Genomic DNA, 15,999 nt, shown 5'->3' on the forward strand with positions numbered 1-15,999 from the left:
ATTTAAAATTAAAATTGACGTTATGGTATTCGTATCCAGTTTTCAAAGAACTATCAATAGTGTAAAAACTATTAGCAGCAAAAAAATGCTACATTTAGTATTATACGCTTTTTTATTTTTTTTATTAAAAATTTTTATTTTTTTAACAAAATCTTTTTAACCTTGGAAACAAAGATGTTTTTATAGTTAAGAAGCCTTATTATTATATATAAAAAAACAAGGAAATTATTAATTTTTTTTATTTTTTTTCAAGTAGTTTTTTACTGTCAATTTTTGCAAGATTTTTTGGAATGAAAAATAATATTATTATAAAAAAAATAACAGGCTTTTAAACCTGTTACCTTAAAGCTAAATTATTTAATTTTATCGTTAATAGCATTTTTAAGAACTTTTTCTTCTTTATAAAATCCACAATATTTACATGCTTGGTGAGGAATAATTGATTGTTTACAGTGTTTACATTCTACTAATGTTACAGCTGTTAATGCGTGATGACTTCTTCTTAAATTTTTTCTTTGTTTTGAAGTTTTTCTCTTTGGAACTATAGCCATTTTACTTTTCTCCTAACTTTTATACTAATTTAATAATTGCCATTTTTGCGTTGTCACCAGCACGGTTGTTAATTTTAACAATTCTTGTATATCCACCGTTTCTTTCTGCGTATTTTGGTGCTAATACATCAAATAAATATTGTAATGAGTCTTTATTTTCCACTTTTGAAGGAATAAGTCTTAAAAATTTTGCTGCTTGTCTACGAGTTGCAAGGGTGTTTTTCTTCCCTAAAGTAATCATTTTTTCAGCGTTTGATCTAATTCTTTTTGCTCTTTCTAAAGTTGTTTTAACTTGTCCATTTACTAATAAATCTGTAACTAAAGATCTTTCTACATGGTTTCATCATTCTGTATTTCTACGAAATACTTGTTTTGGGTTAGCCATTATTCTTCTCCCTCTTCTGAATTATTTAATTGGTCTAATGATTCTATTATGAAATTATCTGATTGGCCATCGTCATAACCAATTCTTTCTTTTCATTCATTTCTTTTTTCAATAATATCTTGAATTGATTTTTTACCCAAGTTTTTAATATTAGATAATTCTTCGTCGCTTAAGCCTAAAACTTCTTCTACAGTATTATATTTAGCTCTTCTTAAAGCATTTTCAGATCTTACAGATAAACCTAATTTGGTAATTGGAGTTGTAGACTTAATTTCTCTTTCTTTCTTTTCTTTATTTTCTTCAAATAATTCAATAGTTTCTAAAGCATTAATATTTCCGATAATTTGGAAATGTGAAACAATAATTTTTGCTGCTTGTTCTATTGCTTCTTTAGCACTAACTGTGCAATCTGTTTCGATTTTAATTTTTAATCTTTCTTCAATTAGTTTTGAAGAGCTGTTTAATTCTTCAAAAGAAATTGCACATTTTTTCACAGGGCTAAAATCACTATCCATTGCTAAAAATTGACCATTTTTAATTGAAGATTCTAGTCTTGAACCATATTGACTAATAACGTTTTTGTTTTCTTCAAAATCGATAAAGCCACGGCCTTTTCTTAAAAATAAATCAAATTCTAAACTTCCGCCTTTAGCGATGTTAGCAATATATTGATCTTTATTAACAATTTCTAACCCACTAACTTCAGGAATATCTGAGGCAAAAATTTCACCTTCTTTATTTGTTTTAAATGAAATTTTTGCTAAGTTTTCTTTTTCAAAAATTTCTTCATTATAAACGAAACGAATATTTCTAATATTTCTAACTAAAGTAATAGCATCTTCTTTTAAACCGCTAATTGTTTGAAATTCATGTTCAACATTATTAATTTTAATTGCAAAAGGAGCAACTGATGTAATTGAAGAAAGTAATGTTCTTCTTAAAACAGTTCCCATTGTATTTGCATATCCACGAGCTAAAGGCTCGATAACAAATGTTGTATTAAAATCATTAACTTTTTCAGCGACCAATTCTTTATAAGTTATTTTTTGAATTTTTTCCATAATATCCTCTTTTATTATTTTCCTAATTTAATTATTTTTCTCTTTTAAGAATTTTCTTTGGAGGACGAGTACCATTGTGAGGTGTAGGGGTTACATCTTTAACATCTTTAATTGTAAATCCACTTGTTTCAATTTGTTTACGAGCTGTTGATTTTCCTGGACCAACACCTTTAACTAAAATTGATACTTCTTTTAAACCAAATTCTTTAGCTTTTTCTACTGCAGCAGCAGCTGCTAAACCAGCAGCATATGGGGTTTTCTTTTTAGTACCTTTATATCCAATAGCTCCTGATGATGATCATGCAAAAACATTACCTTTTAAATCTGAAAAAGAAACAATTGTATTTTGGTATGTTGAGTGAATATGTGCAATACCTTGTGTAACAACTTTTTTATTTTTCTTAGCCATTATTATTTACCTTTCTTTCCAGCGATTGTCTTTCTAGGACCTTTTCTTGTTCTTGCATTTTTCTTTGTTGATTGACCTCTTACAGGTAATCCTTTTCTATGTCTAATACCACGATATGATTTAATTTCCATTAATCTCTTAATGTTTAAGTTAATTTCTCTTTTTAAATCACCTTCGGTAGTATATTTTTTAGCTTCATCTCTGATACGTGTTAATTCTTCTTCTGTTAATTCTTTAACTCTTTTTTCTCCATCTACATTAGCATCAGCCAAAATTTGTTTAGCAATTGTTGGACCAATACCAAAAATATAAGTTAGAGAAATACGAGCTTTTTTATTATTTGGAATTTCTATATTTAAAACTCTGGCCATTTCTTTTATCCTTGTCTTTGTTTATGTTTAGGGTTAATACAGATTACTCTATTAACACCATGTCTTTTAATTATTTTACAGTCTTTGCAAATACGTTTAATCGATGCTCTAACTTTCATAATTCTCCTTAAATTTATTTATGGCGAAAAACTATTCTACCTAATGTTAAATTAAAAGGACTGATTTCTACATCAACCATATCACCGGGAATAAGTTTGATATTATGTAATGACATTTTTCCAGAAATATAAGCTTTAATTTCTTGATCATTTTCTAGTAAAACATCATAATTTTTTGTTGAATGCATTTTGGTAACTTTACCAGTCATTTTAATAACTTCTTCTTTTTTTTCTTTTTTGTTTTTTCCCATTAAATGTTATCTCCTGATAATATATAAGCTTCTCCATTATCAATTAATACAGTTTGCTCATAATGAGCTGTATTATATCCTAATGGGTCCACTACTGTTCAATTATCTTTTTTTATCATTACTTTTTTAGATTTTTGTAAAATCATTGGTTCAATGCAAATTACCATACCATTTTTAATAATTGGTCCACTATTTGGAATTCCGTCATTTGAAACAAATGGATCTTCGTGTAATTCACGTCCAATCCCATGGCCACAAAACTCATCAGGAGTATAGTAACCTTTTTGACGAATATAATTTCCAATAGCAGCTGAAATGTCTCCAATTCTTTTACCAACTTTAATTGCATTAAAACCAGCATAAAAAGCGTCTTTTGCTACTTGAATTAATTCCTTATCTTTTTCACTAATATTACCAACACCTTTAGTAAATGCTGAGTCAGAATAATACCCTTCCCAAATTACTCCAGTGTCAATTTTAACGATGTCACCATCTTTAACAACATAATCAGATGGAATTCCATGAATTAATTCCTCATTTACTGAGATACAGCAAGTGCCAGGAAAACCATATTGTCCTAAGAAAGCAGGTTTTCCTCCTCTTTTTTTAATTTCTTTAAAAGCGACGCTATCAATTTCTTTTAAAGAAACGCCTGGACTTATGAAGTCTCAAATAATTTTTTTGACTTCTGCCAAGATTGCGCAAGCTTTTTTGATTTTTTGAATTTCAATTTGATTTTTAATTCTTATCATTGTAAAGCCTTCTTAACATCCTCAAACACTTTATTTAATTCTTGATAACTGTTGATTTCTAAAACAAGTCCTTTGTTTTTATAAAAATCAATTAAACATTTTGTTTGATCGTTATAGATCGCAAGACGTTTTAATATTACTTCTTCTTCATCATCAGCTCTTTTGACAACTTCAGTATGACATTTTGTACAGAATTTATCATCTAATGGAGGAAATGATTCTAAATGATAAATTGTTTTACATGAAGGACAAATTCTTCGTTTTGATAAACGTTCAATAATTTGTTCATTTGTAATTTTTAATAAAATCACTTTGTCAATATTAATTCCTTTTTCCTTCAAATCATCCAAAAACTCAGCTTGATCTATTGTTCTTGGAAAACCATCTAAAATAAATGGAATTTCTTTTTTTACTAATTCTGTTAGTTTTTTTTCTACTAATTGATTAGTAATATCATTATCAACATATTTGCCTGAATCTAATATGTTTTTAATTTTTAATCCTAAGTCGGTTTTATTTTTTATTTCTTGACGAAACATATCGCCTGTTGATAATTGAAAGTATCCAAAATTTTGAACAATTAAGTTAGCAACAGAACCTTTACCAGCGCCTGGGGCTCCGATAAAAATTAAGTTAGGTTTTTTGCTTTGACATTTTGCTTCATGATTACAACAACATTCTTTTATCATATTAAATCTTCTTCCTCTCCATATACTTCTTTTAATTCTTTAATCATACGTCTTCTTCTAGCAAGTTCTTGTGATTTATATCTTGCCTGAATTTGTTGAACAGTTTCAGTAGCTGTTGAAACAAGAATCATAATTGAAGTTCCACCAAATGCGATTGGTGCTGGCATTCCAAACATTTGTTGTATAAATTGTAATGCCCCTAAAATTATTAAATATCCAGCTGAGAAAAATGATAATCTTAAAACTGTATTTAATAAATAGTTTTCAGTTTGTTCACCTGGTCTAATTCCAGGAATGAATGTACTGCTTTTTGCAAAATCTTCACTAATCTTATCAATTTTAGATTGTTGAATACCCATTAAAATTGTTAGTCCAAATGTAATAATAACAAATAAGAAAAATCCTAATGGTTGAGTTAATTGAAGATTTGAATAAACTCATTGGTAGTATCTGCTTGTATCGGGATTAAATAACCCAGCAATCATTGTTGGAACTGAAAGTACCATCATTGAAAAAATTACTGACATAATTCCAGCTGGATTAGCTTTAATTGGTAGATAACTTAATTCTTTTTCGGTTTTTGATAAACCTGCTCCAACTTGTTGAATTGGAATTCTTCTTTCTGCTAAAGTAAATACTGTAACTACAAATATTACTAAAGAATAAGCAAGTAAATAAACTACAAAATTTAATGTTTCTTTTAAAACAACCGAGTTGTTATTTTTTACTGAAGGCATGTAGTATTCAAACGCATGTCTAAAAGTAGGAATTAAAGAACTAGCGATACCTACAAAAATAATTAAGCTTGTTCCATTTCCAACTCCCTTATTTGTTATTTGTTCAGATAAGAAAAGTGAGAAGAAAGAACCTGCTACTAATAATAATGGAAGAATAATTCATTGGTAAGCAAAAGTACCTTTTTCACCTAATGATTTAACAATATTTTCTGAAAATCTAATTCCAAAGTTATCGGTTGGATTTAGTAATGCTCTTGTTATTAATATTGCTTGAAATATTGCAAAAAAGAGCGTTGCAGTATAAGTAATAAAATTAATTTTTATTCTTCCAAGCGGACCTGATTGACTTAATCGATAAATCGCTGGAAATGCTTTTGTTTGTAAAATCATCATTACCAGTGATGAAGAAATAAATGGTCCGATCCCTAAAGCAACAATGGAGAATCTTCGTAATCCTCCACCACCTACTAAGTTTAAAATACCAAAGAAATCACCTTGATTCAATTTATCTTGATGTGCTAATTCAACACCTGGTAGCGTAATTGTACCAGCTGCTAAGAAAAGGGCAATAATGAAAAGAGTAAACAAGATCTTTTTAAAAAGACCATGGTTTTTTCATCACTCTGATCAGGAGTTTCTCTTTTGGGCAAAAAACTTGTCAATAGCTAATTTACGTTCAAGTCTTTTGTTGTACATTTCCTTTTCTACTTTTGATTTTTTAGCCATTATTGAACCTCGATTTTTCCTCCGACTTTTTCAATAGCCTCTCTAGCTGATTGTGAAAGAGTAGGAATTGTAACTGTTAATTTTTTAGTTAAAGTTCCTCTTCCTAAAATTTTAACAGGTAATTGACCTTTAATTAGGTTTTTAGCTGCTAATGTTTCATATGAAACAACTTCGTTGTTAGCAAATCTTTCTTCTAATGAAGATAGGTTCACTACTTGATATTCAACGTGGTTTACATTATTAAATCCACGTTTTGGAATTCTTCTGAATAGTGGTAATTGCCCACCTTCAAAGCCTAGTCTAACTGTACTTCTTTTTGTTTGTCCACTTTGTCCTCTACCAGCTTGTTTACCTTTACCAGCTGCATGCCCACGACCTACACGATGTTTTTCTTTACGAGCACCAGGTGTTGCTTTTAATGTATGTAATTTCATAATAACAATCTCCTTATTAATTATTTAGCTAATAAATGTTTTACATCAATGTCACGTAATTTAGCAATTTCTTCAACTGTTTTAACTTTTTTAAGTGCATTTACAGTTGCGTGAACAATATTTTGTTTAGTTCTTGAGCCATATGTTTTTGTTGAAATATCGGTATAACCAGCTAATTCAACTACAGCACGAACGGTGTTTGAGGCAATAATACCAGTACCTTTAGGAGCTGGACGTAATTGTACTTTTGAAGCTAGGAATTTTTCTTTAATTTCGTGTGGAATAGTTCCATTTACAACTGGAACATTAAATACGTTCTTTTGTGCATCTTTAACTGCTTTTTTAATTGCGTCTTGAACTTCATTTGCTTTTCCGTGCCCGAAACCAACTTTACCTTTTTTATCACCAACAACAACATATGCTGAGAATGAGAATCTTCTCCCACCTTTAACAACAGTTGTAACTCTGGCAATATCAATAACTTTTTCTTCAAATAATTTTACTGCTGGAGTAGCATTAAATTGTTTTTTATGAGTAAAGGTTCTTCTTTCACCTGCTGGTTTAGAATTTTCTTTAACTTCTGGTTTTTTAACTGCAGAAACAACTTTAGTTTCTTTAGCTACTTCAGTATTTTCTTTCTTTAATTCTTCAGCCATTAGAATTTAATCCCTTCTTCTCTTAATGTGTCAGCAAAAGCTGCTAATTTACCGTGATAAATGTAACCTGAACGGTCAAAAACAATTTCTGAAACTTTTGCTTCTTTTAATTTTAAAGCAAATTCTTTTGCTACTAATTTAACTGCTTCGATATTATTTCCTTTTTCTGCTAATTGTCTTGTTGAAAATGAAGCTAATGTTGTATGGGTTGTATCGTTAACTGCTTGAGCATAAAAGTTGTGTAATGATTTAAAAACAACTACACGTGGTCTTTGTGCCGTTCCTTTTGCTAATTTATTTGTAATTTTTAAATGTTTAGCTTTACGTTTTTCGTTTCTTGATAACATAATTTTTACCTATTTAAACTACTTAGCAGCAGTTTTTCCTTCCTTACGTCTAATAACTTCATCTTTGTACATAATACCTTTACCAGAATATGGACTTGGACGTCTAATATCTCTTAAGTTTGCAGCAAATTCTCCAACAGCTTGTTTATCAATACCTGAAATAATAATGTTTGTTGGTTTTGGTACTTCTACTTTTAGATTTGAAGGTATTGATTTAACAACACTGTGTGAGTAACCAGCAATAACTTCAATATCATTTCCCTTTAGTGTTGCTTTATAACCAACACCTTTTATTTCGATTTCTTTTTTGTAACCTTTTGAAACTCCGATTAGCATGTTGCTAATATTTGCATTTGTTGTTCCGTGTAATTGTTTTGTAGTTTTGTCTTCATTGCTTCTTAAAGTTTTAATTTCATTATTTTCAACAACAACTGAAATTAATGGTGAAAATGTATATTCTAATTGTCCTAAATTACCTTTAATAATAATATGGTTTTTTGATAATGATACTTCAACGCCGGCTGGAATTGATAAAACTCTTTTTCCGATTCTTGACATATTTTTGCCTTTATTTTAACTATCAGATGAAAGCAATAACTTCGCCACCTAAGTTAGCTTTTCTTGCTTCCTTATCAGTTAATAAACCTTTTGAAGTTGAAATAATTGCTGTACCATATCCACTTAAAACACGAGGTAATTTATCAGCAGCTGAATATACTTTTAAGCCTGGTTTTGAAACTTTCTTAATATCTGTAATTGCAGATAAATTTTGATTCATTCCTTTGTATTTTAAGGTTATTTTAATTTCTTTGAAACCTTTTTCTGAAGTTGTAACTTCATAAGAAGTAATGTACCCTTCTTTAGCAAAGATTTCTAAGATTTTTTCTTTTTTGTTTGAATGAGGAACAACTACTTCGTGATATTTTCTTGAAATAGAATTCTTAATTCTTACAAACATATCTGCTATTGGATCTGTAATAATAGCCATAATTATCAGCTCGCTTTCTTTACACCAGGAATTTTTCCTTCATGTGCTAATTCTCTAAAACAAATTCTACAAATTTTATATTTACGTAACACTGCGTGAACACGACCACAAATTTGGCAACGTGTGTATTTTCTAACTGAAAATTTTGGTTCACGTTCAGCTTTAATCATTAATGCTTTTCTTGCCATACAAATTCTCCTTAATTGTTACCCTTTGCAAATGGAATTCCAAGTTTTTTCAATAATGAAAATGCTTCTTTATCTGAGTTTGCGCTTGTTACAAGGATAATATCCATACCTTTTAATTTACGAATCTTATCGAATGAAATTTCTGGGAAAATGATTTCTTCTTTAATACCGATGGCATAGTTTCCACGACCATCAAAACTTTTTAGACTTGTACCATTAAAGTCACGTACACGAGGTAAAGCAACGTTAATTAATTTTGTTAAAAATGATCACATTCTTTCACGTCTTAATGTTACTTTTCCACCCATTGGCATACCTTCACGTAATTTTCAAGAAGCCAATGATTTTTTAGCTACTGTTTGGTATGGTTTTTGACCAGTAATTTGTGATAGTTCAACCATAACTTCTTCAATAGCTTTTGAGTTTGATACTTCATTTCCGGCTGTCATGTTAATAACAATTTTTTGTAAACGAGGAGCTTGCATTACTGATGAATAACCGAATTCTTTTACAAGTTCTGGACGAACTGATTCTAAATATTTCTTTTCTAATTCTAATTTAGCCATAATAATTTCTCCTTTTTACTATATAACCTTATTAACTTTTTTCATAACTCTTTGTTTTTTACCGGTTTTAGCATCAACTTTGAATCCAATTTTTGTTCCAACTGATTTTTGTCCTTGTGCACCTTTTTTAGCTAAGTATGCAACGTTTGAAACGTGGATTGGGAATTCCTTCTTTTCAATTTTTCCTTCTGTGTTTTCTTGAGAAGGTTTGTGGTGTTTAGTTTTCATGTTAACTTCTTTTAGAACAACGGTTTGTTTTTTAACATCTGTTGATAAAACTGAAGCAAATTTTCCTTTTTCTTTACCTGAAATAACTAAAACAATATCATTTTTTCTAATTTTAGCTTGAGACATAATTATAAAACCTCCGGAGCTAATGAAATTATTTTTAAATATCCTTTTTCACGTAATTCTCTAGCTACTGGACCAAATACCCGAGTACCTCTCATAGTACCATCTTCTTTAATTAAAACTACAGCATTGTCATCAAATCTAATGTATGAACCATTATCTCTAGCAATACCTCTTTTTGTTCTAACAATAACAGCTTTTAAAACTTGACCTTCTTTAACAACACCATTAGGAATTGCTTTTTTAACAGTAACAACTACTACATCACCGATGTTTGTGCTTCTTACGATTGAACCTCCTAGGTTCTTAATAATCATAACTTCTTTAGCACCTGAGTTGTCAGCTACATTACATCTAGAAAATTCACTAAGCATTTTCATTTCCTCCAATAGCGTGTGATTTAATTTCAACTAATCTAAAGTGTTTAGTTTTTGAAAGTGGTCTTGTTTCTTGGATTTCAACAACATCTCCAATTTTTGCTTCATTTTTTTCATCATGAACAGCAAATTTCTTAGAAACTTTGAAACGTTTTGAATATAATGGGTGTTTTTCGTATGTTTCAACCATAACAGTAATAGTTTTTTCGTTTTTAGTACTAATTACGGTTCCAACAAGTTTTTTACGACGGTTTTCTCTAACAACTTGTTCCATTATTTATCTCCTTCTTCTTTTTTAGCATTTAAAGCGGTTAATGTTCTAGCAATATCTTTTTTAACTAAATTAATTTTGTGTGTTTGGTCTAATTGACGAGTTGCATTTTTAAAACGTAATGAAAATAATTCTGCTTTTAATTCAGCTAATAAATTTGTTAATTCTTCAACTGATTTTTTCTTTAATTCAATATATGACATAATTATTTTTCTCCTTCTGTTTCAAGCGCAACTTCTTTAGCAACTATTTTTCAAGTAACTGGTAATTTGTGACCACCTAATCTTAAAGCATCTTTCATAGTATCTACTTGGTTACCCATAACTTCAAACATTACAGTTCCTTCTTTAACAACTGCAAATCATTGATCTGGACTACCTTTACCAGAACCCATACGTACACCGATAGGTTTAGATGTTTTTGACATATGTGGGAATATTTTAATAATAACTTTACCTTCACGACCCATACGACGAGTAATCGCAATACGAGCAGCTTCGATTTGTCTTGCACTAATTCATGCTGATGATGTTGATTTTAAACCAAATTCACCAAATGAAACAGTGTTATTTCTATGTGCTTTAGTTTTGTCATGACGGATTCGGAACATTTTTCTATGTTTAGTTCTCTTTGGTTGAAGCATGTTTTTCACCGCCCTTTCTAATAGTTCTAGGTTTTCTCTCAGTTTTATTAGATTCTAATGCACTAACTTGTGCTTTACCATTTTCTAAAATTTCACCTAAAGAAACTCAAACTTTAATACCTAAAATACCATATGTTGTTTTTGCTCTAGCTACAGCATAATCAACATCTTGTCTTAAAGTATGTAATTTCATTTCTCCTTCAGTGTATCCTTCTGTTCTAGCCATATCAACACCATTTAAACGACCAGATACTGAGGTTTTAATACCTTTTGCTCCTGCTTTCATAGCACTTTTAATAGCAAATTTTTGTGCTAATCTGAAGCTTCCACGGTTTTCTAATTTAACTGCAATTCCTTCTGCTAATAATCTAGCATTTAAATCTGGATTTTTTAATTCGATTACGTCAATTGCAATATTTAAGTTTTTATTTTTTAGTTCTTTTTTAAGAGCTAATGTTAATGCTTTGATGTTATCGCCATTTGTTCCTAATAATGCAGCAGGTTTAGCTGTAAAAACATAAACAATAACGTTTCCATTTTGATTTCTCTTAATTTGAACATTTCCGATTAAATATTCACGAACTCTCTTATCAAAGAAATCATAAATCTTTTGATCTTCTAGTAATAAGTTAGCAAAATTTTCTTTATCTGAATATCAAATAGTATTATGTGGTTTTGTAACACCAAAACGGAATCCATTTGGATTAACTTTTTGACCCATATTATTTTGCCTCCATATCTAGTTGTTCGTCTTTATTTAATTCTAATAATTCAATGTAAAAGTGACTTGTTCTTTTTAAAATTGGGTATGCTTTACCACGTGAGTGTGGTTGAAATCTTTTTAGAGTAGGACCTTCGTTTACTAAAATTTTTGAAACTACTAATTTAGTAGCATCTAAACCAAAGTTATTTGTTGCGTTAGCAATAGCTGAATTTAGAAGTTTAAGAATAATTTCTGAAGCCTTTTTATTTGTTGTTTGTAAAATCACTAATGCTTGTGTAGCTGATTTATAACGAATTAAATCTGCAACTAATCTTGCTTTTCTTGCGCTGATTCTTTGCATTTTAACTGATGCTTTAACTACTTGTGCCATATTATTTCTTTCCTTTTGCTTTATCTGCTCCATGACCATTAAATGTTCTTGTTGGGGCAAATTCTCCTAATTTGTGACCTACCATGTCATTGGTTACGAATACATCAATAAATGCATGGCCATTATGAACTTGGAATGTTAAGCCAATAAATTCAGGGTAAATTGTTGAACGTCTTGATCAAGTTTTAATTGGACGTTTAGGAACTTTGTTTTCAATAATAGCAACTACTTTTTTCATTAAATGATCATCAACAAAAGGCGCTTTCTTTAATGAACGAGACATTATTTACTTTCCTTTCTTCTTCTAATAATAAATTGGTTAGATGATTTTTTAGTTGCTCTGGTTTTAACTCCAAGAGCTTTTTTACCTCATGGTGTCATTGGTGATTTTCTACCGATTGGTTGTTTACCTTCACCACCACCATGTGGGTGATCATTAGGGTTCATTGCAGAACCTCTAACTGTAGGTCTAATTCCTCTTAATCTATTTCTTCCAGCTTTACCGATGTTAACTAATGAATGTTCTTCATTACCAACTTCTCCGATTGTAGCACGACATACACCTAGAACTTTTCTAACTTCACCTGATTTTAATCTTAAGATGATGTATTTTCCTGATTCATCTTTACCTAAAATTTGTGCTGAACTACCAGCTGAACGAGCGATAATTCCACCTTGTTTTGGTTGTAATTCGATGTTGTGAACAAATGTACCTTCAGGAATATTTCCTAATGGTAAGTTATTTCCGATTTGGATATCAACATTTTCACCTGAAACAACTTTTTGTCCAACTTTAATGTTTTTTGGGCTGATAATATATCTTTTTTCCCCATCACGATAAACAATTAATGAAATATTTGCTGATCTGTTTGGATCGTATTCGATTGTTTTAACAGTAGCTTCGATTCCATCTTTGTCATATCTTTTGAAATCAATAATACGGTAAAATCTTTTTAATCTACCGCCGTGGTGACGAGTTGTAATTTTACCTTGGTTATTTCTTCCTGAATGTGAAGGAAGTGCTAGAAGCAATGATTTTTCTGGTTTATGTCCAGTTAAATTTGCTTGATAGTCAAGAGAAGACATATTACGACGACCATTTGTATAAGCTTTAAATTTTTTAATAGCCATTGTTTTTCTTTCTCCGTTTCTTAAAAATATTTTATTTAGTTTGTCTTTTAAGAATTTAATCTATTTTTTAAAATTAATCTTATAGGTTTTCAAAGGTTTTCAAGATTAATTATTTTTCTTCAGCTTTTTTAGCTTTTGCTTCAGCTGCTTTTTTAATTTTTTCAGCGGCTTTCTTTTCTGCTTCTGAAATTTCTTTAACTTCTGCTACTTTTTCAGTTTTTGCTTCGTTTTCAACTGCTTTTTTTGCTTCTTTAGCTTCTTCAGCAAATAAAACAATTTTTGAATTTTCATCTAAGTATACAATCGCTTTTTTAACTGCATTTGTAAAACCAGCAAATCTACCTAATTTAGCAGGTTTTTTATCGTAATTAATGATGTTTACTCTTTTTACTTTAACATCAAAAATAAATTCAACAGCCTTTTTAACTTCGATTTTATTTGTTCTCTTATCAACTACAAATGTATAAACGTTTTGATTAGTTCTAGCAATTTCAGATTTTTCTGTTAAAACTGGGTATTTAATAACTTCATTAATATTCATTATTTTGCCATCCCTTCTAAGAATTTAATATCTTTTTCACTAATTACTAATACGTCAGCAGCAACTAAAGCTTCAATTGATAAAGATGTTACTTTTGACACATTTACATTTGGTAAATTTTTAGCTGATTTGAAAACAACTTCATTTGATGAAACAATTAAAACATTATTTAAGTTAATTAAATCATCTTTGTTTAATTCAACTAATAAGGCTCTTGTTGAAATTTTGTCTAATTCATATTCTCTAACTAAAACAGCGTTTGCGTTTGCTAACATTGTTAATGCTGAGAATAAAGCATTTTTTCTTGCTTTTTTGTTAATTTTTAAATTGTAATTTCTTTCAGTTGTAGGACCGAATGCTCTACCACCACCAACAAAAATTGGGCTTCTTAGTGATCCAGCACGCGCATTACCGGTGTGTTTTTGTGGTCATGGTTTTTTACCAGTTCCGCTAACTTCTCCACGGTTTTTAACTTTATGAGTTGCTAGGCGTTTTGATCCTCTTTCAACTAAAATAGCATCGAATACTGATTGTGTGTGAATTTTTTCTAATCCAAAAACACTTTTTGGTAAATCGTTATTTTCTTGTTTTTTAGTAACTTTTGCAACTGATTTATCTACTAAGTTTTCTTTTTCAATAAATTCAATAGCATTCTCATTTTCAACATGAGCTTCTAAAACTCTGTTTGCAATAATTCTAGCTTTTTCTAAATTAACACTTCCGCTATATGCTCCATTACGGTGGAATCATACACGTGTATCGTTTTCAGATTTTTCACTAACATTAATAAATTCATTAACTGCATCGATAAAGTTAGCAAAATTTCCTGAAACTTTTTCTTTAGCTTTCTTAAAATTAAATGAAATATTTCTGTCTTTGTCAAATGTTTCTGAGATATAGTATTTATCAACTACTGTAGCCATAATTATTTATCTCCTTCTGCTGCTTCAGCATTAGCAATAGCATCTTCTAAAGCTTTTTTCATTTCTTTTAATGACATTTCCATATTTAATTCAAGGTTGTATTTTTTAGCTTGTTCAAAAATTTTATTTTTAGCTAGAGCTTCTTTTAAGTTTACTAATTTAATTTCTGCTTTCTTTTGAACTGATTTTTTAGCATTTTTAATAACTAGTAATGCACCTTTAGCTCCAGGAACACTTCCCTTAACTAATAATAAATTGTTTTCAGCATCACTTTTTACCACTTCTAGGTTTTGAATTGTAACTTGTTCAGCTCCAAGGTGACCAGGCATTGTCATACCTTTTCAAACTCTGTTTCCAGAAATGTCACCAATAGAACCGGTTTGTCTAATAGGTTGTGAACCACCACCACCACCGTGTGATTTAGGTCCGATGTGTTGGTTTCATCTTTTAATGGTTCCGGCAAAACCTTTTCCTTTTGAAATCGCCGTAACATCAACAACATCTCCACCTTCAAAAATTGAGGCATCTAATGTTTCACCTAAGTTAAATCCTGACATGTTACGGATTTCTTTTACGAATCGCTTAGGTGTTGTATTTGCTTGTTTGAAATAGTTTACTTCAGGTTTCTTAATTTGAGATTTTTTCTTATCTTCTAAACTAAGTTGTGTTGCAACATAACCGTTTTTTTCTTCTGTTAAAACATTAGTAACAACATTTGGTTTAACTTCAACTATAGTCACAGGAATTAATTTACCTTCGCTTGTGAATAGTTGAGTCATTCCAACTTTTCTTCCTAAGATTCCTTTCATTTTTTTCCTTTCATTTTTTTATTTTGTTGTTCAATTTAAAAAAGTGCGTTTATATATACATGTATATATTGTATATATTTAAAAAAAATAATAATCTGTATTATGCTACAGATTTAACACTAATTTGAACACCAGCAGGTAATTCAAGTCTTTTTGCTTTATCGATTAATGTTTCAGAAACATCTGATAAAACAATTAGACGTTTGTGAGTTCTGCTTTCGAATTGTTCACGAGATTTTTTGTTAACGTGAACAGATCTTAAAATGGTAACAATTTCTTTTTTTGTAGGTAAAGGAATTGGTCCACTTACTGTTGCTTTTTCAGCTTTTGCTAGTAGAACGATTTTTTTAGCAGCATCATCTACTAATCCGGCTTCAAAAGACTTAATCTTAACTTCTAATTTTGCCATGTTTGTTCTCCTTCTTCATTAATGAAGTACTCCGCATAAGTTCTCAATAACCGAGATGAACAACTAAGCTCGGCATATCGTAACCTTATGTTTCTTTGCATAGTTGCTTATTAATTATACCAAAAACATTTTTTTTGTGTTTTTTTTACAAAAAATATTAGCCAATAAAAATTAAAAATATGGCGTTCCAGTATACGTAAGTAATCTGGCGCCATATTTT

Annotated in this window: 30 protein-coding genes; all 30 read right to left on the reverse strand. The window is 29.9% G+C overall.

Features of this window, described 5'->3' with window-relative positions; translation table 4 throughout:
• Positions 1–353 precede the first annotated feature (353 nt).
• A complete protein-coding gene (rpmF, locus tag ACQW0Y_RS02695) occupies positions 354–551 on the reverse strand; it encodes a 50S ribosomal protein L32 (protein WP_004416971.1) in 198 nt (65 codons plus the stop codon).
• Between the two features lie 19 nt (positions 552–570).
• Positions 571–936: a 50S ribosomal protein L17 gene (gene rplQ / locus ACQW0Y_RS02700; protein WP_060823286.1), complete on the reverse strand. Its 366-nt coding sequence runs from the start codon at positions 934–936 to the stop codon at positions 571–573.
• Positions 936–1,997 carry a DNA-directed RNA polymerase subunit alpha gene (locus ACQW0Y_RS02705; RefSeq protein ID WP_427867627.1) on the reverse strand — a complete coding sequence of 354 codons (1,062 nt, stop codon included), beginning with the start codon at positions 1,995–1,997 and terminating at the stop codon, positions 936–938. Before ACQW0Y_RS02705 ends, rplQ begins: the two co-directional genes overlap by 1 nt.
• Before the next feature lie 31 nt (positions 1,998–2,028).
• Complete coding sequence (rpsK, locus tag ACQW0Y_RS02710; protein ID WP_004416977.1) at positions 2,029–2,406, reverse strand: 30S ribosomal protein S11; 378 nt, start codon at positions 2,404–2,406, stop codon at positions 2,029–2,031.
• 2 nt (positions 2,407–2,408) lie between these two features.
• Positions 2,409–2,777 carry a 30S ribosomal protein S13 gene (gene rpsM, locus ACQW0Y_RS02715; protein WP_004416979.1) on the reverse strand — a complete coding sequence of 123 codons (369 nt, stop codon included), beginning with the start codon at positions 2,775–2,777 and terminating at the stop codon, positions 2,409–2,411.
• Between the two features lie 5 nt (positions 2,778–2,782).
• Positions 2,783–2,896: a 50S ribosomal protein L36 gene (rpmJ, locus tag ACQW0Y_RS02720; RefSeq protein ID WP_002881082.1), complete on the reverse strand. Its 114-nt coding sequence runs from the start codon at positions 2,894–2,896 to the stop codon at positions 2,783–2,785.
• A gap of 14 nt (positions 2,897–2,910) precedes the next feature.
• Positions 2,911–3,147, reverse strand: a complete 237-nt coding sequence (gene infA, locus ACQW0Y_RS02725) for a translation initiation factor IF-1 (RefSeq protein ID WP_004416983.1) — start codon at positions 3,145–3,147, stop codon at positions 2,911–2,913.
• Positions 3,147–3,899, reverse strand: a complete 753-nt coding sequence (gene map / locus ACQW0Y_RS02730) for a type I methionyl aminopeptidase (protein ID WP_427867628.1) — start codon at positions 3,897–3,899, stop codon at positions 3,147–3,149. The genes infA and map overlap by 1 nt, the downstream gene beginning before the upstream one ends.
• Positions 3,893–4,588: an adenylate kinase gene (locus tag ACQW0Y_RS02735; protein WP_427867629.1), complete on the reverse strand. Its 696-nt coding sequence runs from the start codon at positions 4,586–4,588 to the stop codon at positions 3,893–3,895. Before ACQW0Y_RS02735 ends, map begins: the two co-directional genes overlap by 7 nt.
• Positions 4,582–6,051 carry a preprotein translocase subunit SecY gene (secY, locus tag ACQW0Y_RS02740; RefSeq protein WP_427867630.1) on the reverse strand — a complete coding sequence of 490 codons (1,470 nt, stop codon included), beginning with the start codon at positions 6,049–6,051 and terminating at the stop codon, positions 4,582–4,584. The genes ACQW0Y_RS02735 and secY overlap by 7 nt, the downstream gene beginning before the upstream one ends.
• Positions 6,051–6,485 (reverse strand): 50S ribosomal protein L15, encoded by a 435-nt coding sequence (gene rplO, locus ACQW0Y_RS02745; protein WP_004416992.1) that lies wholly within the window; start codon positions 6,483–6,485, stop codon positions 6,051–6,053. The genes secY and rplO overlap by 1 nt, the downstream gene beginning before the upstream one ends.
• Before the next feature lie 20 nt (positions 6,486–6,505).
• Complete coding sequence (rpsE, locus tag ACQW0Y_RS02750) at positions 6,506–7,141, reverse strand: 30S ribosomal protein S5 (protein ID WP_427867631.1); 636 nt, start codon at positions 7,139–7,141, stop codon at positions 6,506–6,508.
• The gene (gene rplR, locus ACQW0Y_RS02755; protein WP_427867632.1) at positions 7,141–7,488 is read right to left on the reverse strand and encodes a 50S ribosomal protein L18; all 348 of its coding nucleotides are present in this window, start codon (positions 7,486–7,488) and stop codon (positions 7,141–7,143) included. Before rplR ends, rpsE begins: the two co-directional genes overlap by 1 nt.
• A gap of 18 nt (positions 7,489–7,506) precedes the next feature.
• Entirely contained in the window at positions 7,507–8,046 is a 540-nt protein-coding gene (gene rplF, locus ACQW0Y_RS02760) for a 50S ribosomal protein L6 (RefSeq protein WP_427867633.1), read from the reverse strand.
• Positions 8,047–8,065: 19 nt separating this feature from the next.
• On the reverse strand, positions 8,066–8,476 hold the full coding sequence (rpsH, locus tag ACQW0Y_RS02765; protein ID WP_427867634.1) for a 30S ribosomal protein S8: 411 nt from the start codon (positions 8,474–8,476) through the stop codon (positions 8,066–8,068).
• Between the two features lie 2 nt (positions 8,477–8,478).
• Positions 8,479–8,664, reverse strand: a complete 186-nt coding sequence (locus ACQW0Y_RS02770; protein ID WP_004417000.1) for a type Z 30S ribosomal protein S14 — start codon at positions 8,662–8,664, stop codon at positions 8,479–8,481.
• 11 nt (positions 8,665–8,675) lie between these two features.
• Positions 8,676–9,230 (reverse strand): 50S ribosomal protein L5, encoded by a 555-nt coding sequence (gene rplE, locus ACQW0Y_RS02775; protein WP_004417004.1) that lies wholly within the window; start codon positions 9,228–9,230, stop codon positions 8,676–8,678.
• Positions 9,231–9,248: 18 nt separating this feature from the next.
• Positions 9,249–9,584, reverse strand: a complete 336-nt coding sequence (gene rplX, locus ACQW0Y_RS02780; protein ID WP_427867635.1) for a 50S ribosomal protein L24 — start codon at positions 9,582–9,584, stop codon at positions 9,249–9,251.
• Positions 9,585–9,586: 2 nt separating this feature from the next.
• Positions 9,587–9,955: a 50S ribosomal protein L14 gene (gene rplN / locus ACQW0Y_RS02785; RefSeq protein WP_004417010.1), complete on the reverse strand. Its 369-nt coding sequence runs from the start codon at positions 9,953–9,955 to the stop codon at positions 9,587–9,589.
• Positions 9,948–10,232, reverse strand: a complete 285-nt coding sequence (gene rpsQ, locus ACQW0Y_RS02790; RefSeq protein WP_004417011.1) for a 30S ribosomal protein S17 — start codon at positions 10,230–10,232, stop codon at positions 9,948–9,950. The genes rplN and rpsQ overlap by 8 nt, the downstream gene beginning before the upstream one ends.
• Complete coding sequence (rpmC, locus tag ACQW0Y_RS02795) at positions 10,232–10,432, reverse strand: 50S ribosomal protein L29 (protein WP_060823289.1); 201 nt, start codon at positions 10,430–10,432, stop codon at positions 10,232–10,234. The genes rpsQ and rpmC overlap by 1 nt, the downstream gene beginning before the upstream one ends.
• A gap of 2 nt (positions 10,433–10,434) precedes the next feature.
• On the reverse strand, positions 10,435–10,872 hold the full coding sequence (gene rplP / locus ACQW0Y_RS02800; protein ID WP_004417015.1) for a 50S ribosomal protein L16: 438 nt from the start codon (positions 10,870–10,872) through the stop codon (positions 10,435–10,437).
• The gene (gene rpsC / locus ACQW0Y_RS02805) at positions 10,850–11,593 is read right to left on the reverse strand and encodes a 30S ribosomal protein S3 (RefSeq protein WP_427867636.1); all 744 of its coding nucleotides are present in this window, start codon (positions 11,591–11,593) and stop codon (positions 10,850–10,852) included. Before rpsC ends, rplP begins: the two co-directional genes overlap by 23 nt.
• 1 nt (position 11,594) lies before the next feature.
• The gene (gene rplV / locus ACQW0Y_RS02810; RefSeq protein WP_282459791.1) at positions 11,595–11,966 is read right to left on the reverse strand and encodes a 50S ribosomal protein L22; all 372 of its coding nucleotides are present in this window, start codon (positions 11,964–11,966) and stop codon (positions 11,595–11,597) included.
• A gap of 1 nt (position 11,967) precedes the next feature.
• Positions 11,968–12,249, reverse strand: a complete 282-nt coding sequence (gene rpsS, locus ACQW0Y_RS02815; protein ID WP_004417019.1) for a 30S ribosomal protein S19 — start codon at positions 12,247–12,249, stop codon at positions 11,968–11,970.
• The gene (gene rplB / locus ACQW0Y_RS02820) at positions 12,249–13,097 is read right to left on the reverse strand and encodes a 50S ribosomal protein L2 (RefSeq protein ID WP_427867637.1); all 849 of its coding nucleotides are present in this window, start codon (positions 13,095–13,097) and stop codon (positions 12,249–12,251) included. The genes rpsS and rplB overlap by 1 nt, the downstream gene beginning before the upstream one ends.
• A 109-nt stretch (positions 13,098–13,206) precedes the next feature.
• Positions 13,207–13,638, reverse strand: coding sequence for a 50S ribosomal protein L23 (rplW, locus tag ACQW0Y_RS02825; protein ID WP_427867638.1), 432 nt, complete (start codon positions 13,636–13,638; stop codon positions 13,207–13,209).
• A complete protein-coding gene (gene rplD, locus ACQW0Y_RS02830) occupies positions 13,638–14,561 on the reverse strand; it encodes a 50S ribosomal protein L4 (RefSeq protein ID WP_427867639.1) in 924 nt (307 codons plus the stop codon). The genes rplW and rplD overlap by 1 nt, the downstream gene beginning before the upstream one ends.
• Before the next feature lie 2 nt (positions 14,562–14,563).
• A complete protein-coding gene (gene rplC, locus ACQW0Y_RS02835; RefSeq protein ID WP_427867640.1) occupies positions 14,564–15,370 on the reverse strand; it encodes a 50S ribosomal protein L3 in 807 nt (268 codons plus the stop codon).
• Positions 15,371–15,470: 100 nt separating this feature from the next.
• Entirely contained in the window at positions 15,471–15,779 is a 309-nt protein-coding gene (rpsJ, locus tag ACQW0Y_RS02840; RefSeq protein WP_427867641.1) for a 30S ribosomal protein S10, read from the reverse strand.
• Positions 15,780–15,999 lie beyond the last annotated feature (220 nt).

Source organism: Mycoplasmopsis arginini (assembly GCF_965278885.1).
Taxonomy (GTDB): domain Bacteria; phylum Bacillota_I; class Bacilli_A; order Mycoplasmatales; family Metamycoplasmataceae; genus Metamycoplasma; species Metamycoplasma arginini_B.